This is a genomic window from Rhizorhabdus wittichii (assembly GCF_017607425.1).
GTDB classification, from domain to species: Bacteria; Pseudomonadota; Alphaproteobacteria; order Sphingomonadales; family Sphingomonadaceae; genus Rhizorhabdus; species Rhizorhabdus wittichii.
Genome location: NZ_CP059319.1, coordinates 4,878,385 through 4,903,456 on the forward strand (window position 1 = coordinate 4,878,385; position 25,072 = coordinate 4,903,456).

General features: G+C 64.8%; 18 protein-coding genes and 1 pseudogene. 4 read left to right on the plus strand and 15 right to left on the minus strand.

All coding sequences use genetic code 11. From position 1 onward, the window contains the following. Positions 1–160: 160 nt before the first annotated feature. On the minus strand, positions 161–838 hold the full coding sequence (locus tag HRJ34_RS23440; RefSeq protein WP_158305155.1) for a TetR/AcrR family transcriptional regulator: 678 nt from the start codon (positions 836–838) through the stop codon (positions 161–163). Positions 839–995: 157 nt separating this feature from the next. Between HRJ34_RS23440 and HRJ34_RS23445 the strand changes: the two genes are divergently transcribed. After that, a complete protein-coding gene (locus HRJ34_RS23445; RefSeq protein WP_011952884.1) occupies positions 996–2,048 on the plus strand; it encodes a helix-turn-helix domain-containing protein in 1,053 nt (350 codons plus the stop codon). On the opposite strand, the gene HRJ34_RS23450 is transcribed toward HRJ34_RS23445, so the two are convergent. The 6 genes from HRJ34_RS23450 to HRJ34_RS23475 form a co-directional block, all read right to left on the minus strand. Continuing rightward, entirely contained in the window at positions 2,045–2,953 is a 909-nt protein-coding gene (locus HRJ34_RS23450; protein WP_208632597.1) for an NAD-dependent epimerase/dehydratase family protein, read from the minus strand. The two genes, HRJ34_RS23445 and HRJ34_RS23450, sit on opposite strands and share 4 nt — an antisense overlap. Positions 2,954–2,985: 32 nt before the next feature. Then, on the minus strand, positions 2,986–5,349 hold the full coding sequence (locus HRJ34_RS23455) for a TonB-dependent receptor (RefSeq protein ID WP_208632598.1): 2,364 nt from the start codon (positions 5,347–5,349) through the stop codon (positions 2,986–2,988). 75 nt (positions 5,350–5,424) lie between these two features. After that, complete coding sequence (locus tag HRJ34_RS23460; protein WP_208632599.1) at positions 5,425–7,113, minus strand: GMC family oxidoreductase; 1,689 nt, start codon at positions 7,111–7,113, stop codon at positions 5,425–5,427. Positions 7,114–7,135: 22 nt separating this feature from the next. After that, positions 7,136–7,693 (minus strand): hypothetical protein, encoded by a 558-nt coding sequence (locus HRJ34_RS23465; protein WP_016746129.1) that lies wholly within the window; start codon positions 7,691–7,693, stop codon positions 7,136–7,138. Between the two features lie 109 nt (positions 7,694–7,802). Beyond that, a complete protein-coding gene (locus HRJ34_RS23470) occupies positions 7,803–8,870 on the minus strand; it encodes an AraC family transcriptional regulator (protein ID WP_011952879.1) in 1,068 nt (355 codons plus the stop codon). A gap of 108 nt (positions 8,871–8,978) precedes the next feature. Further along, positions 8,979–11,252, minus strand: coding sequence for a TonB-dependent receptor (locus HRJ34_RS23475; protein ID WP_226948913.1), 2,274 nt, complete (start codon positions 11,250–11,252; stop codon positions 8,979–8,981). 759 nt (positions 11,253–12,011) lie between these two features. Here HRJ34_RS23475 and HRJ34_RS23480 point away from each other — a divergent pair. Continuing rightward, positions 12,012–12,992 (plus strand): AraC family transcriptional regulator, encoded by a 981-nt coding sequence (locus HRJ34_RS23480; protein ID WP_208632601.1) that lies wholly within the window; start codon positions 12,012–12,014, stop codon positions 12,990–12,992. A gap of 73 nt (positions 12,993–13,065) precedes the next feature. Here the strand turns inward: HRJ34_RS23480 and HRJ34_RS23485 are convergent, their stop codons facing one another. The 6 genes from HRJ34_RS23485 to HRJ34_RS23510 form a co-directional block, all read right to left on the minus strand. Beyond that, entirely contained in the window at positions 13,066–13,698 is a 633-nt protein-coding gene (locus tag HRJ34_RS23485; protein ID WP_226948914.1) for an isochorismatase family protein, read from the minus strand. A gap of 51 nt (positions 13,699–13,749) precedes the next feature. Then, positions 13,750–14,031 (minus strand): hypothetical protein, encoded by a 282-nt coding sequence (locus tag HRJ34_RS23490; protein ID WP_208632603.1) that lies wholly within the window; start codon positions 14,029–14,031, stop codon positions 13,750–13,752. Then, complete coding sequence (locus HRJ34_RS23495; protein WP_208632604.1) at positions 14,031–15,833, minus strand: hydantoinase B/oxoprolinase family protein; 1,803 nt, start codon at positions 15,831–15,833, stop codon at positions 14,031–14,033. The genes HRJ34_RS23490 and HRJ34_RS23495 overlap by 1 nt, the downstream gene beginning before the upstream one ends. A gap of 13 nt (positions 15,834–15,846) precedes the next feature. After that, a complete protein-coding gene (locus tag HRJ34_RS23500) occupies positions 15,847–17,952 on the minus strand; it encodes a hydantoinase/oxoprolinase family protein (RefSeq protein ID WP_208632605.1) in 2,106 nt (701 codons plus the stop codon). 65 nt (positions 17,953–18,017) lie between these two features. Further along, positions 18,018–19,220: an aromatic ring-hydroxylating oxygenase subunit alpha gene (locus HRJ34_RS23505; protein WP_208632606.1), complete on the minus strand. Its 1,203-nt coding sequence runs from the start codon at positions 19,218–19,220 to the stop codon at positions 18,018–18,020. Between the two features lie 58 nt (positions 19,221–19,278). Further along, positions 19,279–21,264, minus strand: coding sequence for a TonB-dependent receptor (locus tag HRJ34_RS23510; protein ID WP_226948915.1), 1,986 nt, complete (start codon positions 21,262–21,264; stop codon positions 19,279–19,281). A 160-nt stretch (positions 21,265–21,424) separates the two neighbouring features. Here HRJ34_RS23510 and HRJ34_RS23515 point away from each other — a divergent pair. Both HRJ34_RS23515 and HRJ34_RS23520 read left to right on the plus strand, forming a co-directional pair. Then, a pseudogene (locus HRJ34_RS23515) lies at positions 21,425–22,011 on the plus strand (transposase); the annotation flags it as partial. Between the two features lie 84 nt (positions 22,012–22,095). Next, a protein-coding gene (locus HRJ34_RS23520) for an IS3 family transposase (protein WP_150289884.1) occupies positions 22,096–23,465 on the plus strand; the annotation gives its coding sequence in 2 pieces (ribosomal slippage) (positions 22,096–22,450 and positions 22,450–23,465; 1,371 coding nt in all). 155 nt (positions 23,466–23,620) lie between these two features. Here HRJ34_RS23520 and HRJ34_RS23525 read toward each other — a convergent pair. Together HRJ34_RS23525 and HRJ34_RS23530 are read right to left on the minus strand one after the other, a co-directional pair. Continuing rightward, on the minus strand, positions 23,621–23,998 hold the full coding sequence (locus tag HRJ34_RS23525; protein WP_011952796.1) for an MbcA/ParS/Xre antitoxin family protein: 378 nt from the start codon (positions 23,996–23,998) through the stop codon (positions 23,621–23,623). A gap of 79 nt (positions 23,999–24,077) precedes the next feature. Continuing rightward, positions 24,078–25,001: a LysR substrate-binding domain-containing protein gene (locus tag HRJ34_RS23530; protein ID WP_030091948.1), complete on the minus strand. Its 924-nt coding sequence runs from the start codon at positions 24,999–25,001 to the stop codon at positions 24,078–24,080. Between the last annotated feature and the right edge of the window lie 71 nt (positions 25,002–25,072).

The window sequence follows — 25,072 nt, forward strand, 5'->3', positions numbered from 1 at the left end:
TCGGCACCGCGACGAGAGTCGCAGCCGGAGCCCCCTTTCGCCCGATCGCGATCGCAGTCGCGGCACCAACGACGGAATCTGGGTAAGGAAAGCCCCCTCGCGCCGCCGCGACAATAAGGAGCAAAAAGCGTCGCAGAGCGGAGGGCTGGAAAGCGATGGCCTAGCGGCGGTCGGGATCGGTGTGTTCGATAAACCGGCGAATCTGCTTCGCCATCATGCGGACCGCCACGTCGAAGTCGACGTCCCAGCCGTGGACTGCCAGCCGATAGTTGAACTCGTCGAGCTGCATCAGCAGCAGCGAGGCCATCACCCTTGCCTCCCGGCCGGCGGGGCTTTGCCGGAGGGCCAGCGCGAAGGCCGGAAGCCCCTTCGACAGCACCTCGATCACGCCGACATGCATCTGTTCGATCGCGTCGAAGCCATTGGCCTCGATCGCCACGGCTTCCTTCATCACCGCGAAGAGCGCGCGATGACGGCCATAGAGCGCGACCCGGTGCCGCAGCCAGTCCGCGATGGCATCCTCGCCGGGATCGCCGAGGCGCGACAACTCTTCCCAGTGCGCCCAGACATCGGGCATCACCTGCTCGCAGAGCGCGCTCGCGATCGACCATTTGCTGTCGAAGTGACGATAGAAGGAGGTGCGCCCGACGCCGGCACCGGCGATGATCTCCTCGACCGAGGTCGCCGCATAGGAAGTGGTGGAAAAGACCTTCTCCGCCGCCTTGAGCAACCGCTCGCGCGTCGCCTGCTTCTGCTCGCGTTGAAGCCGCGTCGGTCCAGCCGGCCGCGCCCGGCTCCGCCGTCCCGACGATATCGATCTCCCGGCAGCCGTGCTCATGAGCGCTGTCTGCCACAAAGATCGGGCACTGTCTCCCGTGCTGCTTGATAGTGGAACATCATGATGGTACACAGTGTTCCACTAATGATGGCCAGCGCGGAAAAACGAGCGGCATCATAGGCTTTGCGGACTGATCGCGACGGAGAGGAGCGACTCGATGGGCAAGCACAAACATGTTTCGCGCCTGCGCTGCGAGGAGGTGCCGGTCGATCTCCTCATCGCCCTGCTCGGCTGCGTCGCGAAGGCCGGCGGCAGTGCGGACGGCATCCTCCGCGACGCGGGCGCCACCTATCGGTTTCGCGAACTGAAGCGGCGGCGCAACTGCACGATCGCGGAGTTCACGCGGGCCAATCGCCTGTGCAACGAATATCTGCGCGGCCACATTCTCGCCACCACCGGCTGCCCGACGCTGAACGAACAGCAATTCTACCTGCTCGCCAAGTGCCTCGCCGCCTGTTCCGATCTGGAGGAGGCATTGCGCACGACGGCCGCCTTCTTCGCGATGTTCGAGGGGAGGATCGGCGAAGCCCATTTCGAGGTGCGCGGCGAGCGGGTACATCTTCACATCAACCCTCCCCGTCGCGAGAAGAACGAGGCCGGCTTCCTCGTCGACATATATGGCTATGCGATCCTCCAGATATTCCTCGGCTGGCTGCTGGACGAGCAGCCGATCTTCGATGCGGTCGATCTCATCTATCCGCAGCCGGCTCGGGAGAGCGTCCATCTCGGGCTTTTCGACTGCCCCATCCGTTTCGGCCAGCCGAGCAATCGCTTCAGCTTCAGGAGCGATCTCCTCTCGCAGCCGGTCGTTCGCGATCAGGCGAGCCTCATGAAGCTGCTCGCGGATTTCCCGTTCAACCTGATGCTCGACGAGGAGCAGCGCAAGCTGTGCGACCGGGTCTATACCGCAATGATGAATAGCTACATGAGAAGCCATATGCTGCCGACCATAGATGATGTGGCGAAGCTGTTCAGAACCTCGACCTGGACCTTGCGCCGCCGCCTGACCGAGGAGGGCACCGCCTATTCCTCGATCAAGAAGAAGTGCCAGCTCAACCTCGCGACCGAGTTCCTCAAGCGATCCGAGATGACGATCGACGAGATCGCGGATATCGCCAATTTCAGCGACGCCAACGCCTTCCGCCGCGCCTTCCACCAATGGACCGGCTGTTCGCCGACCGCCTATCGCAAGGAACTCCTCGCCGTTTAACCGTTCCGCCGGCAATCGGCGACGATGGCGCGGATCACCCGGCCCAGATCGCCCCGGCGATAGTCGAGCAATTCCCGCTCGACAGGGTCGGGCTCATAGTTGATCACCGTGCCTCGTCCGGCATAGAGCATGTCATCGGGAAGCAGCGGATGCGACCGATCCTCGACGGCGAGGCGGGTCGGATTGCCCGCGGCGTCGAACAGGCACCGGAAATATTCGAGAAAGCTCAGATTCTCGTCGCCGATCAGATAGGCCGCGCCCGGTTCGCCGCGCGCCAGCGCGCCGATCACCGCGTCGCTCACGGCGTGAACCGTCATGAAATTGGTGCCGCCCGCGATCGCGAATACCGGCATGTCGGGATATTGGCCGAGCGCGTAGCGGGCGTGGATCTGCGCGCCGAGCACCTCCACCCCCTCAAGCCTGCCCAGCACGAAGGGCGGGTTGACGCTGCACACGGCGAAATCCTGCCGGGCGAGGGCGCGAGCCGCTTCCTCCGCCAGCAGGCGCGATCGGACATAGGCGCTCGCGTCGACCGACCAGGGCGCGACATGGGGATAGAAGGTGCCGACATGCACCGCCCGCTTCACCCCTGCCGCGCGCGCCTGGGCGAAGAAGGCGGGTACGCCGCGGGTGTTCACCCGATCCAGATGCTCGGCCTCGTCCATGCCCTGCGGCACATGGCGGAAGTCGTTTCCGGCGGCGAAGACCAGACCGTCGAACCCCGCCAACCGGTCGGGGGTGAAGTCGCCGGCCGCATAGTCACCGACCAGAACGGGCAGATGCCGGACGGCGGCGGCCTCGGGCGGCCGTCGCGCGGCGATCGTGACCGCATGCCCGCTCGCTTCGAGCGCGAGCGCGACATGCGCGCCGATCAGCCCCGTGCCTCCGACAACCAAGGTCTTCATGCCCGCCGCCTCCGCCCGATCGCCGTCCCCGCCTACCACCGGATGCCGGCGCTTACCCCGTAGGTGCGCGGCTCGTTATAGTTCGCGATGTTCAACCCGCCGAACTGGGCGCCGAAATTGATGCCGTTCACTTTCCGGTGCGTGTTGGCGAGGTTGCGCGTCCATGCCCCGATCCACCCCTTCGACCTGCCGAGCGGGATATCCTCATAACGCAGCTGGAGATCGAGGAGCGTGAGCGATTGCGCCTTCACCGACGAGGATGGCGGCACCAGCGGGAAGTCCGCCGTCGGCGCCTTCGCATAGGCATAGAGATAGTAGCTCGACGTGTACCGCGCATCGAAGATCAGGTGCAGATTGTCGCCGTCCGAACCCTGGAACGCGCGCAGATCGACGTTCAGCGCTGCCTGATATTTGGGCGCGTGCGGGATGGTGCGGTTGTCGGCCACGTCGACGACGGTGCCCAGCGCATTGGTGTCGCGATAGCTGCTGTAGGACGCGTCGAGATATGCGAGGTTGCCCGAAACCCGAAGCGCCGGAGCCGGTCGCGCCGAGACCTCCACTTCCACGCCTTTCATATTGGCCGATCCGGCATTCTGCAGCAGGCTTGCGAGCGATGACGTCGCGGTGAACACGGACAGCTGCATGTTGCGATGATGATTGTGGAAGGCCGCGATGTTCAGGTCGGCCCGTCCGTTCCACCAGGATGTCTTCAATCCCGCCTCGATCGAATTGATCGTCTCGGGCCGGAAGGGCGTGGTGGTGGCGATGTTGGAGGTCGCCTCGCCGTTGAACCCGCCGCTACGATAGCCCTGCGCGAACTTGACATAGGTGTTCAGCCGATCGCTCGGCTTGTAGGCGAGGACGATCGTCGGGTTGAGAGCGGAGAAGTCCTTCGAGACGCCGTCCGACTTGCGAACATCGACGAGGACCGTGTTGGGCAGCAGGATCGAGCTGCGCACGACGGTCTTGCGCTCCTTGGTGTAGCGCAGCCCGGCGGTCACGACGATCCGGTCGGTGATCTCGTAATCGGCCTGCCCGTAGATCGCATAGGCCTTGGTCGTGCCGCCCCAGCTGGTGTCGTAGTTGACCGCGCCGAAGAAAAAGGATTGCGGGCTGCGGGTGAAGCCGTCGTCCCAGAAATAATAGAGGCCGGCGACATAGTTCAGTCGATCGCCGATCGTTCCCGTCGCCTGCAATTCCTGGCTGAACGATTTGTATTTCGTATCCAGTCCGCCGCTCGCGAGCCAGAGCGGCGTTCCGTCGAGTTCGACGACCGCGCCGTCATAATCCATCTTGCGATAGCCGGTGATCGACTTGAGCGTGACCGGGCCGGTGTTCCAGGTGACGGTCAAGCCATGTCCGTTGATCTCGATCCGATCGAGATGGGTGTAATCGCTCGACATGGTCTTCGAATATTTCGGCTGCACGTAGAGATAGGCCGGGATGCAGACGGCGGGCCCCAAGGCACAATTGGCGCCCAGGAAGCCGTTGGGATCGACGCTGTCGAGCTGGCTGGCATCCGCATTGCCGCGCGTGCGGCTGTAGTCGTAGGAATAGTCGACGGTCAGATCGGCGCTCGGCGCATAGCGGACCTGGGCCAGCAGGCTCTGTCGGTTGCGGGTGCCGGCCTGGCCGGTTTGCGCGCCCCCGCCCTGAGGATGGCCGACCACGGAGTTGTTGTAGATGAAGCCGAGCGGAGTCCCGCCGATCGCGGCGGAATCGGGCACGAGCCGCACATTGCCGTCGCGCTTGAACGTCATCCCGGAAAGCTTGACGAACAGATGCTCGCTCAGCGGGACGTTGACGAGGCCCCGGATCGTATGGGCGTCATAGTTTCCGAAGCCGGCCTCGGCGGATGCGCGCAGCTGATCGTCGGGCTTGCGGGTGATGAAGCTGATCGCCCCGGCCAGCGTATTGCGTCCGTAGAGCGTGCCCTGCGGACCGCGCAGCACCTCGACGCGTTCGAGATCGTTGATGTCGAAGATCGATCCCTGTGCCTTGCCGATATAGACGCCATCCAGATAGAGCCCGACCGACGGATCGAGGATGATGGAGCCGTTCTGCTGCACGGAGCCGCGGATCGACAGCTGGGCATTGTTCGGTTGCGTCGCGGTCGAGCTGACCAGCAGCCCCGGCGCCAGCGCGCTCAGATTGTCGATGGTGGTGATCGACCGGTCCTGGAGGAAACGCCCCTGAAGCGCCGTGACGGCGATCGGGACGTCCAGGAGGTTTTGCTCGCGCCGCTGCGCCGTGACGATGATCTCATCGTCGACGGATGCTTGTGCCGATTGCTGGGCAAGAGCGGGCGCCGGGAATATCGATAAGCCGGCAACACCGATAGTAATGAGATGACGCGAATATAGCCCGCCACGCGGACCATGACGCCGATCGTCCATATATGCCCCCATCCCGGCTCATTATTGTCTGACATTGGCTGCGAAGCATTCGGCGACGAATGTCGTCACGGCCTCCTATTCTTCGAATGTAGCGGCCGGTGAGCCCGAACCGCCATGACATAAACACGCAGAAAGCGCGGCAGACGGGAGTGCCGGTGGAGCGATCGGCGGATTGCCGAGGATGATATCCGCCGCCTTCTCGCCGATCATCATCGCCGGCGCATTGGTATTGCCGCCCGGCACGGTCGGCATGATCGAGGCATCCGCCACGCGCAGGCCGGCGACGCCCCGCACCGCCAACGATTCATCGACCACCGCATCGGCGTCGCTTCCCATGCGGCAACTGCCGACGCCATGGAAATCGGGACCGGCGGTCCAGCGCAGGAAGCGGTCCAGATCATCGTCGCCGGCGGCGGCCGAACCGGGCGCGAGTTCTTCTCCGCGCACGTCGTCGAATGCCCGTCCGGCGACGATCTCGCGCGCGATGCGGATGCCCGCGCGGGTGCGGCGGAGGTCGATCTCCTCGGCGAAGTAACGCGCATCGATCACCGGCGGATCGTCGGGAGAGGACGAACGAAGACGGATGAAGCCTCGGCTGGCCGGCTTGGTCATGCAGATGCGCGTCATGAACCCTGGCTCGCGTACCAGACGCCCCGAGGGGGCGACCATGAGGGGGATGAAGCCGAGCTTCAGGTCCGGCCCCATGTCGGGCGCCTCGCCGGACCGGAAGATGCCGACGGCCTCCAAAGGAGGTTCTGCAAGGGCGCCCTTGCCCTGGAACAGATAGCGGAGCCCTTCGACGAGCGCGGCACCGGGCGAGAAATGGCGATAGGCCGAATCCCGGCCACGGCTGCGCACCAGCACGGACGCGCCGACATGATCGTGATAATTGGCGCCGACACCGGAAAGATCGGCCACGACCGGAATGCCGAACGCCTTGAGTTGCGTCGCCGGCCCCAGTCCCGAAAGCATCAACAGTTGCGGCGACTGGATCGCGCCGGCGGCAAGGACGACCTCGCGCGCCGCTCGTGCTTCCCGGAGCCTGCCTCGGCAGCGATAGGCGATGCCGCACGCCCGGCCGTTCTCGATGATGATGCGCGTTGCCGTCGAATGGGTACGGATCGTCAGATTGCCTCGACCGCGAGCGGCGGCGAGGAACGCGGCCGCGCTGGCCCGCCGTCCGCCCGCACAGGTCCAGTCCGACGGACCGACGCCTTCATCGTCGGTGGCGCTCATATCGGCGTGGAAACGATGACCGTTATCCATCGCACCGGCGATCCAGCGGCGCGCGAGAGGATTGGCGAGGGGCGCACGCGATACCTTCAACGGCCCGTCGCCGCCGTGGCCGGGCAAAGGGCCGTCGAGATGCCTTTCCGATTTCAGGAAATAGGGCAGCACCTCGCGATAGGACCATCCGGGAGCCCCGCCGGCCGCCCAGCCGTCATAGTCGGCCGGTTCCCCCCGGCTGTAGAGCATCCCGTTGATGGCGCTCGTGCCGCCAACGGTCCTGCCCCGGATCTCGCCCAATACCCGGCCGTCCAGCCTTTCCTGCGGCGCGGTGGCATAAAGCCAGCGCGCATGCCGGCTGGCGATCGGCAGGAACGCGGCGGCGGGGATATGGAGCAGCGGATTCCAACCGCGTCCGCCCGCCTCCAGCAGCAGGACCCGCAGACCGGGTGGCTCGGACAGGCGGGCCGCGAGAACGCATCCGGCCGAGCCCGCGCCGACCACGATATAGTCGAACTCTTCGATATCACGCGCCACTGGCTGCGCCTTGGGAAGGAAATCAGCCCGCGTCTTCCATGCCCATGGCTTGTCGCCATTGCTTGAGGATCTCGTGATAGGCGGACGGGCTGTAGATATCCTCTTCGAAGGAGAATTTGCCGTCGCCGGCATAGATGCACATCGTGACGCACGGAAACTGGAAGCGATAGTCGCTGATCGGGCCGGGATTGCGCCACTCGTCATAGGGAACGGCGCTGCCTTCGGGATTGGGCCAGCGGTTCCAGTTATAGTTGATGAGAAGATTGCCCTGGATGACGTGCCAACCAGGAATGAAGCGCATCTCCGGCTGGGTCTTCATCAGCGGAATCATCCAGTCGGCCAGTTCCTTCGGGTTGCGGACCGTGCCGAAATGATGGTCGACATAAACGCAGGGGTCCGTGAACAGTTCGGAATAATAACCCCAGTCGTTGATGTTCGCGCGATACACATAGTCCTGAAACGCGGCTTCCACTTCGGCTTCGGGGAAGATGTGGGTCGAATGGCGGATTTGCTCCCAGGCCTTCGCCGCGGCGGTAGCGCCCGCATAGGCGATCTTGCCCAGATTGTTCTCGTCGCTCATCGCACACCCTCCAGGATTGCGGGCCTGATCGCCCATGGCGGGGTGATAGGACGCACGTTCCGGCGCGGAGACGGCGGAAATGGTGAAAGATCAGCGCAAGAGCGGGCGCTCAGCCGATGCGCCCGGCGGCCAGCTCGCGGCGGAAGGCGGTGGGGGACTTGCCGGTCCATTGCTGGAAGGCGCGGCGAAAGGCGTTGGCGTCGCTGAAATTGGCGATCTCGGCGATGCGATCGATCGTCAGGTCCGGCCGGCGCAGGAAATCGGTGGTGATGTTGAGCTGGCACCGCTGCCGGATGCGCGAGAAGCCGGTCCCCTCCTCGGCCAGCCGCCGCCGCAGCGTCCAGCTCGACACGCCGAAGTCCCGCGCCACCCGCTCGGCACCGGGCAGTTGCCGCTCCGCCGAATGCGCGTTCATCATGAGCGCATAGACCTGATCGGCGAGCGAGCGGCCGCGATCGCGCCCGAGCATCATGTCGTAGGGAAAGGTCTCCAGCAGCGTGCGCATGTCGCTGCTGGTGCGCACCACCGGCGCCGAGAGATAGACGGCATCGAACAGCATGATGTTGCTCGGCCGGTCGAACCGCACCGGGCAGCTGAACAGGCCAAGGCCGAAATCCGTGCGCACGCTGGCGGGGTAGGAGAAATCGACGCGCTCCAACGCCAGCGACCGCCCGATCAGCCAGCCGAACAACAGTTGGAGCACCGCCATTCCGAAGGCGTCGATCAGGAAGGAGGGATCGGTAGGGCCGCGCCGGCGGGGCTCGATGAAAAGCGTGACATGCCGATCCCCGAACTCCGGGCGAAAGGCGCCGAGCGTGCCGTTGAACATCGCGAAGAAGCTCGACGTGGTCGTCAGCACCTCGCGCAGGTCGGCGCAGGCGATCAGGCAGCGGCACAGCAGCGAGAACTGCTCCTCGGTCATCTGCGGCCCCTGCGACTGGTGGAGATAGTCGCGGAAGCGCGCGTTGCAGGCCCGGTTTGTCGCGATGAAGGCGTCCAGCCCGATCTCGCGCACCTGGCCCGCCTTGAACGCCGCGAAGCTGTGCGAGACACCCACCTCCGCGAGCAGGCGATCGGGCTCGCCCGAAATGCGGGACAGGCAATCCAGCATGGTGACGATCATACCGGTCGGCGCAGTTGCATTGCACACCGGTACGACATGCTTATGCCGCGACATCAGCTCCTCTCCCAGCTCCGCCTCGTGCTGGGCGGGAGCATAAGGCGCGGATGCGTCGCGTGGCAATATCGCGGCCGTGGCCGCCGCCCTGCGCCGTCCCGTCGCCCCTCAAAAGCGGAGGCCGAACGTCGCGCCGAAGGTGCGCGGATCGGGATAGAAGGCGAGCGTCATGCCGCCGAAGCTCGGCCCGAAATCGATGAAGTTGCTGGGGCTGCGCTGCTGGAACAGGTTGCGCGCCCAGAGCGAGATCTCGCCTTTCATCCCGCCGATCGGCAGATCGGCGAGGATGGCGCGCGCATTGACGATCGCGCGCGAGGGAGCCTCGCTGTTGCCCGCGACCTGCGTGGTCGACGGCGGGGCGGCGAGCGCATAGGGATAGGTGTAGTAGGAATCGACGAAATTCAGGTCGGCCAGCAGATTGAGCCGTCCCCAATCGCCCTCGATCACGCGCCAGTCGGTCGAAACCGAGGCGGTGTAGCGCGGCGCGTGCGGGAAGGCGCGATTGTCGGAGACGTCCACCCCGCCGTCGATGAAGCGCTTATATTTGGCATCGAGCAGCGCGAACGATCCGCTGACGGTGAAGGCGGACGACGGACGCGCGGTGAATTCCAGCTCGACCCCGCGAATCCGCGACGACGCCGCGTTGAGCACCGACAGCGACAGCGCGCCGCTGCCCCGGAACACGGAAAGCTGGATGTCGCGATGCTCGTCCCAGAAGGCGGCGATGTTGAGCTGGAGCCGGTTGTCGAGCAGCCGGCTTTTCAGCCCCACCTCATAGCTGTCGACCTTTTCGGGGCGGTAGGGCTGGCAAAGCTCGATCGCGCCCGACGGGCAGGCGGCCGTGGCGGCGACCAGTTCGGTCGTTTCGCCGTTGAAGCCGCCCGATTTGAAACCGCGGGCATAGCGGGCGTAGACGTTCACCCGCTCGGTCAGGTCGAAGCGCAGCGAGGCGGCCGGGCTGAAGCTGTTGTAGACCGCATCGGGCACGTCGCCATAGCCGATGTCGATCAGCGTCAGCTCGGCCGGCGTTCCGGGTCCGCTGACGAGCAGCCGGCTGACGTCCTTGCGCTCATGATTGTAGCGGATGCCGCCGGTCAGCACGAGCCGGTCGGTCAGGTCGAAATCGACCTGGGCATAAGCGGCGGCGGCCCTGGTGTGCTGGCCATAATCGGCCTGAAAGCTGGTGGCGCCCGCGAAGAAGGATTGCGGCCCCAGCGTTTCGCCCTTGTCGCGGAAATAATAGCCGCCGACGACATATTTCAGCCGTCCGTCCGCCACACCGCCGGTGAGTTGCAGCTCCTGGCTGAACGAACGGTAGCGGGTGAAGCGCTGGGTGGCGCCGACCGGCAGCGGCGACCCGTCGAGATCGAGCGCGTCGCTCCACCGGGTGCGGCGATGGGCGCTGATCGATTTGAGTTCGGCAGTTCCCAGATCCCATGCCAGGGTAAGCGAATGGCCATCCGTGCGCAGCCGCTCGTACAGCTGGTCCGCGTCGAGGCTGGCGGACGACTGCCGCTGGGTCCGCACATAGAGGTCGAGCGGGAAGAAGGCGCCGGCCCCCGCATAGCCCGGCGAGTTCGGGTCGAAGATATCCTGCGGCAGGCCGTTGCGGTTGAAGCTGTGGAGCTGCGCGAAATCGGGGCGCTGGCGATAGCGGCTGTAGTCATAGGCATAGTCGATCGTGAGGCTGTCGGCCGGCCGCACCCGCACTTGCGCGAACAGGCTTCGCTGGTTGAGGTCGTTGGTGTCGTCCACCGAACTGGGCCGCGCCAGGAAAGCCTGCGGATAGGGATTGGGCACGACATCGATGAACCCGTCGCGCTTCTGCGCCTGACCCGACAGCTTGATCGAGAAGATGCCGAACGCGGGCAGGTCGATCGTGCCCTTCACCCGCTTCATGTCGTAATTGCCGTAGCTCGCCTCGATCGATCCTCGAAGCTCGCCCGAGGGCTTGCGTGTCACGAGATTGATCGCGCCGGCCAGCGTGTTGCGCCCATAGAGCGTGCCCTGCGGCCCGCGCAGCACCTCGACGCGTTCGAGGTCCGCGATGTCGAAGATCGACCCTTGAGCCTTGGCGATATAGACGCCGTCGACATAGAGGCCGACCGCCGGCTCGAACAGCACCGAGGGATTGACGGTCACCGAACCGCGCATCGCGATCTGCGAGACGGTCTTGTTGGTAGGGGAGCGTTCGACCTTCACATTCGGCGCGATCGTCCCGATCTGGTCGATCGAGCCGATGTCGCGGCTCCGCAGGAAATCGGCGCCGATCGCGGAGATCGCGATCGGCACGTCCTGCAACCGCTCCTCGCGCTTCTGGGCGGTGACGACGATGTCGCCCAGGCCGCCCGTCTCCACCGTCGCCGCACGGTCCTGATCCATGGGCTGAGCCGTCGCCGGTATCATCCATCCGGCGATGCAGGCCGTGGCCATCAGACGAACGACAAGATTGCTGTGCACCATGTTTCCCCTCCACCCCCTTGTTCCGGCCGGGCGGAGCAGTTTTTCTCGGTCATCGTCCGATCCAGCCCGATCAAGGTTAGCGACAGGCAGCCGGCAACGACACGACCTGGATGGTCCAAGAACCAGACCTGAATTTGCAGCCGGCGACCCATTGATCCAGATCGTCCCGCAATGTTCATGTTCGGCGCGGTGAATGTCACGCGCGATCGCGAAAGTGACTCTGGCCAAGATTGGTCAAGATTATCCTTCCCCATCCTTTCTCAAGAAAAGGGCGCCAGATCAATTGGATGTATGATTGTCGGCGATCCCTCTTCCGCTGCCAAAATCCTAGGTTTCCAGCACCATGTCGTCCGACCGCTCCTTGTCGAGCTGCTGTCCCGCATCACGGGCGAAATGCCATCCGTCACCAATCCCGCGAAGTTCCACGGCAATTCGGGATCGCGAGGCGCAAGGGCGACGGCGCGGAGACGAAGCCCGTGGTTGCTATCCATCGATCGCGCAGAAGTGCGTCCGCGCGGCCATCGGCGGTCCGAGAATCTGCTTGCCTGGATAGGCGATCTATGGCCTGATCCACCGGTGAGGGCGTGATTGGGAGAGCTATCCGCTCCCCTTGCTGGGCATCTGGATATGTCGGAGCAAGCAGGCTGCAGAGTCTGAGTATATGGTAGGGCGTGACCTATGCTTGAAGAAGACTTGCCTGCCCTTGAAGGACATCGTGTCTTTGCATCCCGCGATGTAGAGGAAACCGAAGCCCAGATTTCGGTCCTGTTGCAGCCGCATCGCTTGAGACCGACGACGATTTCCGCAGACTATCATGCCAATATGGATTTCTTCCGCTTTTCATCGATCGGCGTGGGTTCGATCGCCTATTCGCGGCCCATGTCGCTCCAATTGGAGGAAATAGCCGATTATTATCTGCTGATGTTCTGTCGCCGGGGTAGCGCGCGATTGATCCGCAATGGCGGCGAGGAATGGGTCGGTCGGCGCCACGGCGTCTGCATCGCGCCCGGCGAACCGCTCCACGCCGAATTCACCGACGACTGCGAACAGATCGTCTTCAAGGTGGATGCTCGTACGCTATGTCGCCACGCCGGCCGCAAGGCCCCGCTGATGCGCCAGCGAATTGATCTGGCCGACACGCTCTTCGCGCCGTGGAGGACATTCGTGCGCGGCATGCTCAGCGACCCGGCGACCGTCGATTTCGCGACGAGCAACACGCGCGTCGCCGCGGAATATGAAAGCCTGTTCCTGTCGACGCTGCTGCAGGGCGGTTTGGTCGACAACGGTCGGGCTGATAGCGGTATCGCGCCAATCTCCGTAAAGCGCGCGGAGGCCTATATCGACGACCATTTCGCCGATCCGATCACGTTGGACGACATCGCCGCGGCAGCCGGCGTGCCGGCCAGGACGCTGCTCAACGGGTTCCGCCGGTTCCGTGACACCTCGCCGATCCGGGCATTGCGCGAGCGGCGATTGACCGCCGCGCATGAACGCTTGCTGGCGGCCGAGTCCGACCAGTCGATCCTCGACATCGCACTCGACGTGGGCTTCGGCCATCCGGGCCGGTTCGCGCTGGCCTATACCGAGCGCTTCGGAGAAAAACCGTCGACGACCCTGCGTCGGCGGCGTTTGACGAACCTGCCGACGCACCGGCAATGACACCAGGCTGCGATGAGCCCGACCCATCGCAGCCTGGTCGAATCCGCGCGGCGATCGCGCGTGGCAAGATGCCTTAACGCATCCGCCGCACCACCTCATCCGATGAGAGAACATCGCCAAATTGCTGGATGAAGGTTTCGAGCGTGGCGCGATGTTCGTCATCGGACAGCGCCGCACAGCAATCGGAGACGATGACGGTCCGGAAATCGAGCATCATCGCGTCGCGCCCGGTCGCTTCGCAGCAGACATTGGTCTTCGTGCCGGCGATCAGCACGGTGTCGATGCCAAGGTTGCGCAGCACGCGCTCCAACGACGAGGAACCCTGGATCAGCGCGCTGTAGCGGTTCTTGATGATCGTGATGTCGTCCGGCGCCGTCACCAGCCCCGACCAGACCTGTTGCTTGCCGGGCGCGAGGCTGGCGGCCGTGCGCAGCTTCACGTCGTCCGAAACGACATTGTTGAAGAACAGCTCCCAGTCGGTGCGATCACCCCAATGCGAATTGGCGTGCAATACCCAGACGACCCGCCCGCCGCGCCCGCGCAGCTCGCCGGCCAGTCGATTGATATTGGGAACGATGGACCGCGAGACCGCCACTTCCGCCGGGCTGCCGGGTTCGCAGAAGGTGTTCTGCATGTCGATCACGATCAGCGCGGTGCGGGCCGGGTCGAATTGCTCGAACCAGTGCAGCTTGCCCCTGCGCGCCATCACCCGATCGACAATCTCCTGGCGAATTTGAACGTCATGCATGGAAACCTCCTAAAGGCGGGTCGGGAGCAGCCGGTCGACGAGGAAGGGATCGCCGGGAAGCGCCAGCTCGCTATCCAGAAGCGTTCCGCAGGCGCCGCAGGAGAAGGACCTGAGCTCGACATCCGGGTGCGTCGCGGAGCCGGCGCCAGGCAGGCTCGCCGCCGGCACGGCCGACAACCGCGCGCCGCTTTTCCAGCTCTCGTCCATTGCCGACAAAGGCTGTCGGCAATGGCCGCAAGCGATGCTTCCGTCGATGATCAGCAGGGTTTCGGAAAAACGCCGTTCACCCATCATGCCGCCTCCCTGTTCTTGCGGGTCAGCCGCATCGCCGCCCTCGCCCGCTCGGTCGCCGCCGGATCGAGCGCTCCGTCGGCAAGCACGACGCCATAGAGCGTTCGCGCCGCCTCCACCGAAACCGTGCCGTCGGCGACATCGCGGCCGATGCTTTCAGCCGACCGGTCGAGCGGGTCTCCAAAGCCGCCGCCGCCATTCCAGCGAACATGGAGCGCATCGTTTCCGCGCAGCGCATGCACGCCCCAGGCGATGGCCTCGCGCTCGCCTTCGACATCCTCGGCACCGAGCGGAACGTCTTTCCCGCCGACGCCCGCGATCCGGACATAGTCGTTCGCGGCACCGGAATAGCCGCCCGCCATGCCGTCGCTCTGCGGAAAGGCCGCGCCCTTGCCCGAGATGACATAGTCTATCCCGCCATCGGGCGCGTCATGCGCGACGAGCATGAACTCACCGCCCACGCCGCCGCGATGGCGTCCGGGGCCGCCGGAATCGATCCGCCGCCGCCGGAAGAGATAGCGAACCGGGAAGGTCGCCTCGATCGTCTCGACATTGGCCATGCGCGAGATGGGATTGGGAATCTCGCCGCCGATGTCGACGCCATCGCCCACTTGCCGGCCGCCGCCGGCGCCCGCGAAGGTCTCGGTGAGAATGCCGATCGAATAACCGCCGCGCTGATTGGCGCCGAACATGAAGATCGCGAAATGATTGGCGTGCCAGACGGCGGTCGCCTCGTCGGCATAGCGATCGCTCGCCGACAGCATTTTCCCGATCGCGGCGCACGCGGCATTGTTGACCGACTGGATCGCGCCGACCGTGGCGACCGACACCGGGGCCGGCCGGCGGCAGTTCACCACCGTGCCTTCCGGGGCGATCATCCGAACGGGGCGGATCACCCCCTCATTCCAGGTGATGTCGTAGCAGAGCAGCGGGAACAGCGGTGCGAACAGCCCGCCGAGCGCCGCCCATTTCGAGCAATTCAGGCTGTAGGGCGACTGGGGCGAGGACCCGGTGAAGTCGAACTCCAGCTCGTCCCCCGATTTCCGCATGGTCAGGAGGACGCGATACACCTCGTCCTTGACGCTGAAATATTGGCGCGACTGCCACTCGCCGTCGGGCAGTTCGCGCAGGCGATCCCGCATCCGCCGTTCGGATTGCTCGATCAGCGTGCTGCCCGCCTCGTCGACGGTATCGGCTCCATATTTGTCGATGAGCGCCAGCATGCGCTCCTTGGCGACGTTGTTGCAGGCGATCATCGAGCGGAGGTCGAGCGCCACCATCTCGGGGCCGCGCACCATGTTGAGCATGGTGTCCCACACGTCCTCCCGCATGACGCCGCGATCGATCAGCTTGAGGCCCGGCGAGCTGAACCCCTCGGAGAAGATGTCCGGGGCATCGGGTGCGAAACCGCCGGGGTTCATCGCGCCGATGTCGAAGACGTGCACGAAACAGGCGCTCCACGCCACCAGCTTGCCGTCATGGTGGATCGGCGAGACCAGATAGACGTCCGACGTGTGCAGCGCCGCGGTATAGGGGTCGTTGAGAAGGAACAGGTCGCCCTCGTTGATCTGCCCCGCGAAGCGGCGGATGATCGCCTTGCACGCCTCCGATGCGCTGGTCAGGTGGTGCAGGAAGCCGACACCGCCCATGAGCAGCGAGCCGTCCGCCCGGTAGAGCGAAACCATGAGGTCATGCCCTTCATTGGTGATCGCGCTGCCCGAGACATGCTTCAGGGTGATCACCGCCTCCTCGACGACGCGGTAGAGACGATGGCGGATGATCGAGAAAGTGATCGGGTCCATGCTGGCTCCTCATTCAGGCCAAGTCGATGATGATGTTGCGATAGCCGTCGATCGTCCCGCTCTGCCGGTCCTGAAGGACGATCGTCGTGATCGGCGAATGAATGACCGCCGGGCCCTGCACCACATTGCCGGGGCGCAGCTTCTCGAAGTCGTAGACGGCGCATTCCACCATCGCATCGCGGGCATCGACGAATATGCGGCGGCGGCCGGCCTGCGCGGTGGCGGGATCGCTTCCCTCCTCCGCCTCCACGATGATTTCGGGCCGCTCCATGAGGCCGCGCGCGCCGACACGGATCTGCGTGATCTCGATGCCGGCTTCGCGATAGGCCGAACCCTTGCCATATTTGCGCTCGTAGAGATCCTCGAAGTCGCCCACCAACGTCGCCAGCGCGGCATCGTCGACCGGAAAATCGCCACGGAGCGGGGTGGTCAGTTCATGGACCTGGCGTGAATAACGCAGGTCGATCGCGCAATCGAAGCGGACGCGCGCGCCCTCGAAGCCTTCTTCCATCAGTTGCGCGCGCGCCTTTTCGATCATCGGCGCCAGCACTTCGTTGACCGCCGATGCCGGCTGCGGCAGCGGGAGCGCCACGGTCCGCGAATATTCATGGGCGATGTCGGCCGATATCAGGCCGAAGGCGCAGTTCACCGAAGCGGTATAGGGCACCACCATCCGCTTCACGCCGAGTTCGGCCGCGAACATGCCGGCAAGCATGCCGCACGATCCACCGAAGGCATGGAGAACGAAATCGCGGGGGTCCAGGCCGCGCTCGACGGTGATCTGGCGGATCAGGTCCGTCACCTGCGCCGCGGCGATACGATAGATGCCGATCGCCGCGCGCTCGACATCCAGGCCCAGCGGGCGGGCGATGCGGTCTTCGAACACGGCGCGCGAGCGCGCCTCGTCCAGTTCCATCGATCCGGCGAGGAACGACTTGGGATCCATGTAGCCGATCATCAGGAACACGTCGGTCAGCGTCGGCTCCTCGCCGCCGAAGCCGTAGCAGACCGGCCCCGGCCGGGACCCCGCCGATCGCGGACCGACCTGGGGCGTGCCGCCATCCTCGATCGAGATGATCGAACCGCCGCCGGCCCCCAGCGACACCACTTCGATCTTCGGTTGCGAATAATGGAACCGGTCCACCATGGGCTCGCGGGCATATTCGATCGCGCCGTCCTGGATGACCGAGACCTTGAAGGTCGTGCCCCCCATGTCGGTGGCGATGACGTTGGGCTGGTCGAGCAGCTCGCCCAGGGCGCGGCTGCCGATCACCCCCGCCGCCGGACCGCATTCGAGCATCCCGATCGATCGATCGGCGGACTCATGGGCGGGAATGAGCCCGCCATAGCCCTGCATCACCATAACCGGACCGACATAGCCGGCGCCGGCGAGAAGTCGCTCGAGATCGGCCAGGTAGGACCGGGCGATCTTGCCGGCATAGGCGTTGATCACCGTCGTCGACGTGCGCTCATATTCGCCCGGCGTCGGCGCGATCTCGCTCGACAGGGTGCAATAGACGTCGGGCGCCACGCGGCCGACGACTTCCTTGACCTTCTGCTCGTTGCGCATGTTGTAGAAGGACCAGAGGAAGGACACGGCGATCGCCTCGACCTTGCCGTCATCGACAAGCTTTCGCACGGCCGCTTCGATCTCCGCTTCGTCGGCCTCGCACAGCATCGCGCCCTTGTAGTCGACACGCTCCTTGACCCCGACGATGGCCTCGCCGCCGACCAGCGCCGGCGCGCGCTCGGTCTTCACGGGATGCTTGATCCGATCCTCGGTCAGCCCGCCCCAGCGCCCATAGGCGCCACGCGTCACGAGCAGGCTGTCCTCGAACCCGGCGGTGGCGATGAGGCCGGTCCGCGCGCCGTCGCGGGTGAAGATCGTATTGTCGACGACCGTCGAGCCGTGGACGAACAGCGCCGTCTGCCGGAGCAGATCGTCACGCTCCATCCCCATCGCCCGTGCCGCGGTGCCGATCGAATCCAGCACGCCGGTCGCGAAGTCCGGAGGGGTGGACAGCGCCTTGCCCAGCCGGATGGGCTCATTCCTGGCGAAGACGACGGTGTCGGTGCAGGTGCCGCCGACATCGGTCGCGACGATATATTTCCGTTTCATCAGGTCGATTTCCTAGAGAAGGGCTTGAGCCCGGGGCTCGCCGCGTCAGAGGAGGACGGCGGACCTCAATGGGTGCCCGTTTCCGCCAGGCAGCGATCGATCTCCGCCGGTCCGATGGCCGCCGCCGCGATCAAGCGCTTGAGCCAGCGGCGCCAGATGATCTCCGGCTTGTCCGCCTTGACCGACATTTCTCCAGCCTCGTCGCTCAACGCCCGAGGATTCTGAGACGAGACGAAGGCGATGTCCTCGGTCAGGACGGTCGATTGCAGGGAGAGATGCTCCTGCGTGGCCGAACTGTCGGTCGTGTGCGACGTGATCCAGTAGCTCCGGCAATTTTCCGCATCGATCGGCGTGGGATGCATCATGATCTGGCTGAAGCGGCCCTGGCCGAAATCGAAGAACAGCATGACCGTGAACGGCATGACGACCTGATAGCCGCCAGGCGGCAACATGATGGATTCGGGGCCGGTCGGCGGACCGAAGGTCGCGTCGCCGGGATTATAGGCGATGAACTGATCCTGCTGAAACTCCAGCATCCCGTCATGCTGGGCAATCGGATAAGCCTTGAAGCGCGTGAAGGGCGGCCCGCCGAGCGTTCCCTTATGGCCAAAGGGCAGGTGCGTCACATCGGTGAAGTTCGCGACGCGGCGTCCGCTCGACACCGGCCACAAATATGGCGCCCCCATATGCGAGGTCATCGTCGGATCGTCCCACGCCGGGAAGTGCGGGATCTCGGTGGTCGCGCCCGACTTCAGGCGGACCCAGATCAGGTCATAGCGCACGTCGCAGTCGAACTGCGTCAGGCGAATATTGCCGGGGACCTTCTGTCCTTCCTCCATGGAGGGGATATCCGTGCACCGCCCCGTCGCGTCGAAGCGCCAGCCATGATAGCGGCAGCGAAACTCCCCCTTGTCGAGCACGCCGAGGCCGAGAGAGGCGCTGCGATGGGGGCAGCGGTCGTCGAACGCCTGAACCTTTCCGTCGAGCTCGACCAGCACGATCTGGCGATCGAGCAGCCGCGTGGCCATCGGCCCGCGCCCGGTGTGGCTATGCGATTGAAATTCGGCCAGCGTGGCGACGGGATGCCAGAAATAGGACCAGGTCTCGGCGTTGGATCCGAGGTCATAGTCCGCATCGGGCCTGGACAACGGCATGAGCCGGCGAAACTCGGGCGGCTTGACGGGGCTGCCCGGATCGATGTTCTCGAAGGTCGAGAACCAGTCGGGCGGCGCGTAGCCCAATTTTGAGTTGAACCAATAATTCGCCATGTTCATCCCTCCGATACCATCATGGACAGCGCCCTTCAGGGAAGGGCGCGGCCCGCGATCATAACCGCCAACCCAGTTCCAGGCCGATCGTCCGTCCTTCGCCCTGACTGACGAACTCGCCGCCGAACTCGGGCGCCACGACCACTTCGGTGAGATATTTCTTCTTGGTCAGATTTCGGACGAAGCCGGTCAGCGACCAGCGCTCAGCCTGGACGCCCGCGCGAAGATCGAGAATGCCGTAGGCGTCGCGCCGGGACTTGGCATATTCGCCGGTACCGAGGCCGGGAAAGAACAGGTCGAAGATCGAACGCTTGGTCTGATTCTGGACGGTGGAGAACCAGGTCGGCCCGGTTATGCGGTAATCGGCCCGGAACGTCAGGTTCAACCCTTCGCCGATCGGTTCAATCACCTGGGTGCCCAGATTGATCGTGTAATCCGACGTATTCGGCGACTTGTTGCCGACCGTGTCCGCGCGCGTATTGTTCTTCAGGATCTTGCTGCGGGTGACATTGCCGTTCGCGAAGAGGGTCCAGCCCGGAACGACACGGTAGGACAGGCTCATTTCCGCGCCGTACAGCCTGACCTTGTCGATATTGGAGACGACCCGCAGAATTCCGAAATTACCCGTGTAGAATTCGAAGAACTGCATGTCGTGGACGGTGGTGTAATAGACCGCCCCGTCCATCGTCAGGCGCCGGTCGAATAGGGACGCCTTGAACCCCGCTTCATAGGCGCTTGATCGTTCCTTGCGATAGTCATCGCTGATATTGATGTTCGACCCCAGCGGACCGTTGAAATTCTGATCGATGATCGCGGTGCTGCCTTGGCTGTTGAAACCGCCGGCCTTGAAGCCGACGCCCCAGTCGGCGAACAGGTTCAACTCGTCGCTGGCCTTGAAGCGGATCGCGACCTTGGGCTGGAGCTGTTGATATTTGCGCGACTTCGGCACGATAGCGCCCACCGAGAAGCCCGGGTTTATCGGACCGTTCGTGATCGGATCGATCACGTTCGGCACCAGGGGATCGACCTTGCGGTCCTCGCGGTCGAACCGCAACGCGCCGGAGAAGGTCAGACGGTCGGAAAGCGCATATTCGAGCGAACCGAAGCCGGCATAGACATTGGTCTTGTAGCGATCATCGAAGAGGAGCGAGGTGGGATTGATGCTGGCCGGCCCGTTATAGAGGCTTCGCAGAGCGCCGAGGCCCTGGTCCTCATTGATCGCCGTGCCGAAGTGCCGGTTGATATGAAGGTAATAGGCTCCGGCAAACCAGGACAGCGGGCCGCCGGGGTTGGACGCCAGCCTGATTTCGCCGCTGACGTCCTTCTGGTTGCGGACCGTATACTGGATGCCGTCGCAGGTGGTGGGCGTGTAGGCTCCGAGGATCGACGCCTCGGGCGTCGGCGCAAGGAATTGCGGTTGGGGGAGCTGGACGCCGGCCGCCGAGAGCGCCGCCACCGATGCCCGGCACGAAGCGCGCTGGTTGAACCGTCCGAGCGAACCCGCCGCCGCATCGGACAGAAGGTCTTCCCGGATATTCGAATAGGAGACCCAGCTCGTCAGGGTCGCCCACCCCATGTCGTGGCTGAACTTTGCCGACGCTTCCTTCGAGGTGAGCCGGTTGGCGCCGCGGATGTTGCGATTATACACCAGCTTGTGGTCGTTGACGTCTTCGTCGAACAGCGGATTGCCGAAGGCGCCGGCGAAGCCCGGAAGCGCGAAAACGGCATCGAAGGCCAGGGGCGTCGCCCGGATCTTGCCATAGCGGGCCTTCAGGTCGATCCGATCGGCATCCGTCGGCGTCAGGACGATGCGGCCGCCGATATTCCAGTTCCGCGAGTCGTCCACGCTATGGCCTCGCGTTGCCGGGGTGGGGCCGGTGTTGCGGTAGAAGCCGTCCGTCGACCGATAGTCGCCCGACAGGACGAACCCCGCGGTCTCGCTGATCGGCCCGCTGACGGAGCCCTGCAGAAGCCTCGTATCCTGCGTGGCATAGCTCGCCCGCCCCTCGACGACGAACATGTCGCCCGGCGCCTTCGTGGTCATGACGATCGCGCCTGCCGCGGCGTTCCGGCCATAATAGGCGCCCTGCGGCCCTTTCAGGATTTCGACCTGCTGAAGTGTCCGCCGTCAGCGCCAATGGCACAGATTTGAGGTTGTGATGTAAGGAGGATTTGGGCTTCGTCGTAGTGACGAAGGAACGAAGATGAAGCCCAAATCCTCAAGCGTAAAATCGGCCCGCAAACCCAAGGCGTCGGCCGAACAGGTGGTGAAGGATATCCGGCGCGCGACACGCCGGCATTTCTCGGCGGAGGACAAGATCCGCGTGGTTCTGGAGGGCTTGCGCGGCGATGACAGCATCGCGGAGCTGTGCCGCAAGGAGGGCATTGCCCAGGGCTTGTATTATACTTGGTCAAAGGAGTTCATGGAGGCCGGGAAGCGTCGGCTGGCGGGCGACACCGCCCGTGCCGCGACGAGCGGCGAGGTACAGGATCTGCGCCGTGAGGCGCGTGCCCTGAAGGAGGCCGTCGCCGACCTCACGCTCGAAAACCGGCTGCTGAAAAAAAGCATGATCGCGGATGGGGGAGACCCCGAATGAGGTATCCGGGATCCGAGAAGCTGGAGATCATCCGCATCGTCGAGCAGTCGCACCTGCCGGCGAAGCGGACCCTCGACCAGTTGGGCGTCGCGCGGCGGACCTTCTACCGATGGTATGATCGCTATCTCGAAGGCGGCCCCGAGGCGCTGGAGGATCGTCCTTCCGCGCCGAGCCGGGTCTGGAACCGCCTCCCTGTCCGCCGTCAGCGCCAATGGCACAGATTTGAGGTTGTGATGTAAGGAGGATTTGGGCTTCGTCGTAGTGACGAAGGAACGAAGATGAAGCCCAAATCCTCAAGCGTAAAATCGGCCCGCAAACCCAAGGCGTCGGCCGAACAGGTGGTGAAGGATATCCGGCGCGCGACACGCCGGCATTTCTCGGCGGAGGACAAGATCCGCGTGGTTCTGGAGGGCTTGCGCGGCGATGACAGCATCGCGGAGCTGTGCCGCAAGGAGGGCATTGCCCAGGGCTTGTATTATACTTGGTCAAAGGAGTTCATGGAGGCCGGGAAGCGTCGGCTGGCGGGCGACACCGCCCGTGCCGCGACGAGCGGCGAGGTACAGGATCTGCGCCGTGAGGCGCGTGCCCTGAAGGAGGCCGTCGCCGACCTCACGCTCGAAAACCGGCTGCTGAAAAAAAGCATGATCGCGGATGGGGGAGACCCCGAATGAGGTATCCGGGATCCGAGAAGCTGGAGATCATCCGCATCGTCGAGCAGTCGCACCTGCCGGCGAAGCGGACCCTCGACCAGTTGGGCGTCGCGCGGCGGACCTTCTACCGATGGTATGATCGCTATCTCGAAGGCGGCCCCGAGGCGCTGGAGGATCGTCCTTCCGCGCCGAGCCGGGTCTGGAACCGCCTCCCCGGCGCCATTCAGGACCAGATCGTCGAGATGGCACTGGAGCAGTCCGATCTGTCGCCCCGCGAACTGGCGGTGCGCTTCACCGATGAGAAGGACTATTTCGTCTCGGAATCAACGGTCTACCGCCTGCTCAAGGCGCATGACCTGATCACCAGCCCGGCCTTCGTCGTGGTCAAGGCGGCCGACGAGTTCCATCGCAAGACCAGCCGCCCGAACGAGATGTGGCAGACCGATTTCACCTACTTCAAGATCATCGGCTGGGGATGGATGTACCTCTCCACCGTGCTCGACGATTTCTCGCGCTACATCATCGCCTGGAAGCTGTGCACCACGATGCGGGCCGAGGACGTGACCGACACGCTGCAACTCGCGCTCGAAGCCTCAGGCTGCGACCACGCCACCGTCAGGCACAAACCAAAGCTGCTCAGCGACAACGGACCGAGCTACATCGCCGGCGAACTCGCCGACTGGATCAAAGCCCATGACATGAGCCATGTTCGCGGCGCTCCGCTACATCCCCAGACCCAGGGCAAGATCGAGCGCTGGCACCAGACCCTGAAAAACCGCATCCTGCTGGAGCACTACTTCCTGCCTGGCGATCTCGAACGGCAGGTCGAGGCCTTCGTCGAGCATTATAACCATCGCCGCTATCACGAGAGCCTCGACAACGTGACACCGGCCGACGCCTATTTCGGCAGGGCCGCCGCCATTATCGAACGGAGGAAACGCATCAAGCGAAAGACCATCGAACAGCGACGCTTGCTTCACCGCAAGCTCGCCGCCTAAACATCAACCCCAGACGAGGCCCGATCTCCTCTTCTCTGCGCAACCATCTGCGCCAAATGTCCCGACGACGGACAGAGATGCGGTGCTGCGCCTCGACCAGACGCCACAGCGTCGCGTCATAGGCGCGGAACCGTTCGGCGCTCGGTGGTGGCGGATCAGATCTGGGCGCGATGGTCGTCGACATAGTCCGCCACGTCGTTCAGCCCGCGCACCGTCCGGATCAGGTCGATCGGGCGGCCGTCGAGGTCGAGGTTCGCGGTCCTGAGCCAGGAGATCGACGCCAGGTCGTCGCTGCCCATCAGCGCGTCGAGGCTGCGGAACAGGCGGACCAGATATTGGCCGAGCTCGAACGCCTTGCTCGACCGGTCGAGCCGGAAGCCGCCCGAGCGCAGCCGCGAGGCGGTCGCCGGCGACAGGCCCAGGATCGCGCCCAACTGCTCGTTGGTCAGCTTCCAGCAGCCAGCGACCCGCGCGATCGCTTCGGACAGCACCCGGCCCTGGTCGGCGGCGCGGTCGGGAAGGGCGGTGGCCATGATCGTTCCTCTGAACAATATAGACTGATATCCATCATAGGAACGAATGGCCTTCTTTGCAAGGGAAGGCCGGGGCGCCTCAGTCCCCCTCCCGTCGTTCCCCCTCCGCCTCGGCGAGCAGCCAGTCGCGGAAGGAACGGAAGCGGCGGTTGGCGAGGCGTTCGGGCGGGTAGACCAGATAATAGGCCTCGCGGCCCGACACCGGCCGGTCGGACAGCCGCACCAGCGCGCCCGATGCCAGCTCGGGCTCGATCAGGAAGGTCGGGACCAGCGCGGCGCCGCTGCCCGCCGCGGCGGCCTGCGCCAGCATCAGGAAATGCTCGAAGCTCGGTTCGGGGGTGAACGGCGGGGCGTCGACCCCGGTCGCCGCGAACCAGCGCTGCCAGGCATGGGGACGGGTCGTCAGGTGGAGCAGCGGCAGGCCGAGCAGCGCGGCGGGGTCGCCGCCGGCGATCCGGTCGCGCAGCGCCGGTGCCGCGACGGGGAGGGCGCGCTCGCGGAACAGCAGGTCGTGGGTCGCGCCGGGCCAGTCGGGCAGGCCGAAATGGATCGCCGCGTCATAGCCCGAGGCGGCAATGTCGAACCGGTCGGACCGCGCGGCGAAGTTGACGACCAGGTCGGCCTGCCGCGCCGTCAGCCCCGGCAAACGCGGCGCCAGCCAGCGCATGCCGAAGCTCGGCAATGTTGCGATCGTGATCGCGCCGCGCTCGGTCCGGTCGATCATCTGCGCGGTCGCCTGGCGGATGCGCTGCAGCGCGGGTTCGATCGCGTCCCGATAGGCGGCGCCGTCGGCGGTCAGCGCGACGCGGCGGCCGGTCCGTTCGAACAGCCGCACCCCCAGCCAGTCCTCAAGCAGTGCGACCTGCCGGCTCACCGCGCTCTGGGTCAGCCCGACCTCCGCTCCCGCGCGCGAGAAATGGCCGTGGCGGGCCGCCGCCGCGAAGGCATGCAGCGCCGCCATCGGCGGAAGCAGGCGGCGGGCGACGTCGGTGCGGTCCGTCATGATCTTCATTCCCAATCAGCATCAACAGATGCGGCTTATCCCTTTTACATCACCGGAAATGCGTGGCTAGG

Coding starts and splice junctions, on each gene's coding strand:
- HRJ34_RS23440 (WP_158305155.1), bottom strand. CDS start 838: ATGAGCACGGCTGCCGGGAGATCGATATCGTCGGGACGGCGGAGCCGG.
- HRJ34_RS23445 (WP_011952884.1), top strand. CDS start 996: ATGGGCAAGCACAAACATGTTTCGCGCCTGCGCTGCGAGGAGGTGCCG.
- HRJ34_RS23450 (WP_208632597.1), bottom strand. CDS start 2,953: ATGAAGACCTTGGTTGTCGGAGGCACGGGGCTGATCGGCGCGCATGTC.
- HRJ34_RS23455 (WP_208632598.1), bottom strand. CDS start 5,349: ATGGACGATCGGCGTCATGGTCCGCGTGGCGGGCTATATTCGCGTCAT.
- HRJ34_RS23465 (WP_016746129.1), bottom strand. CDS start 7,693: ATGAGCGACGAGAACAATCTGGGCAAGATCGCCTATGCGGGCGCTACC.
- HRJ34_RS23470 (WP_011952879.1), bottom strand. CDS start 8,870: ATGTCGCGGCATAAGCATGTCGTACCGGTGTGCAATGCAACTGCGCCG.
- HRJ34_RS23475 (WP_226948913.1), bottom strand. CDS start 11,252: ATGGATCAGGACCGTGCGGCGACGGTGGAGACGGGCGGCCTGGGCGAC.
- HRJ34_RS23480 (WP_208632601.1), top strand. CDS start 12,012: ATGCTTGAAGAAGACTTGCCTGCCCTTGAAGGACATCGTGTCTTTGCA.
- HRJ34_RS23485 (WP_226948914.1), bottom strand. CDS start 13,698: ATGGCGCGCAGGGGCAAGCTGCACTGGTTCGAGCAATTCGACCCGGCC.
- HRJ34_RS23490 (WP_208632603.1), bottom strand. CDS start 14,031: ATGGGTGAACGGCGTTTTTCCGAAACCCTGCTGATCATCGACGGAAGC.
- HRJ34_RS23495 (WP_208632604.1), bottom strand. CDS start 15,833: ATGGACCCGATCACTTTCTCGATCATCCGCCATCGTCTCTACCGCGTC.
- HRJ34_RS23500 (WP_208632605.1), bottom strand. CDS start 17,952: ATGAAACGGAAATATATCGTCGCGACCGATGTCGGCGGCACCTGCACC.
- HRJ34_RS23505 (WP_208632606.1), bottom strand. CDS start 19,220: ATGGCGAATTATTGGTTCAACTCAAAATTGGGCTACGCGCCGCCCGAC.
- HRJ34_RS23510 (WP_226948915.1), bottom strand. CDS start 21,264: ATGACCACGAAGGCGCCGGGCGACATGTTCGTCGTCGAGGGGCGGGCG.
- HRJ34_RS23525 (WP_011952796.1), bottom strand. CDS start 23,998: ATGGCCACCGCCCTTCCCGACCGCGCCGCCGACCAGGGCCGGGTGCTG.
- HRJ34_RS23530 (WP_030091948.1), bottom strand. CDS start 25,001: ATGACGGACCGCACCGACGTCGCCCGCCGCCTGCTTCCGCCGATGGCG.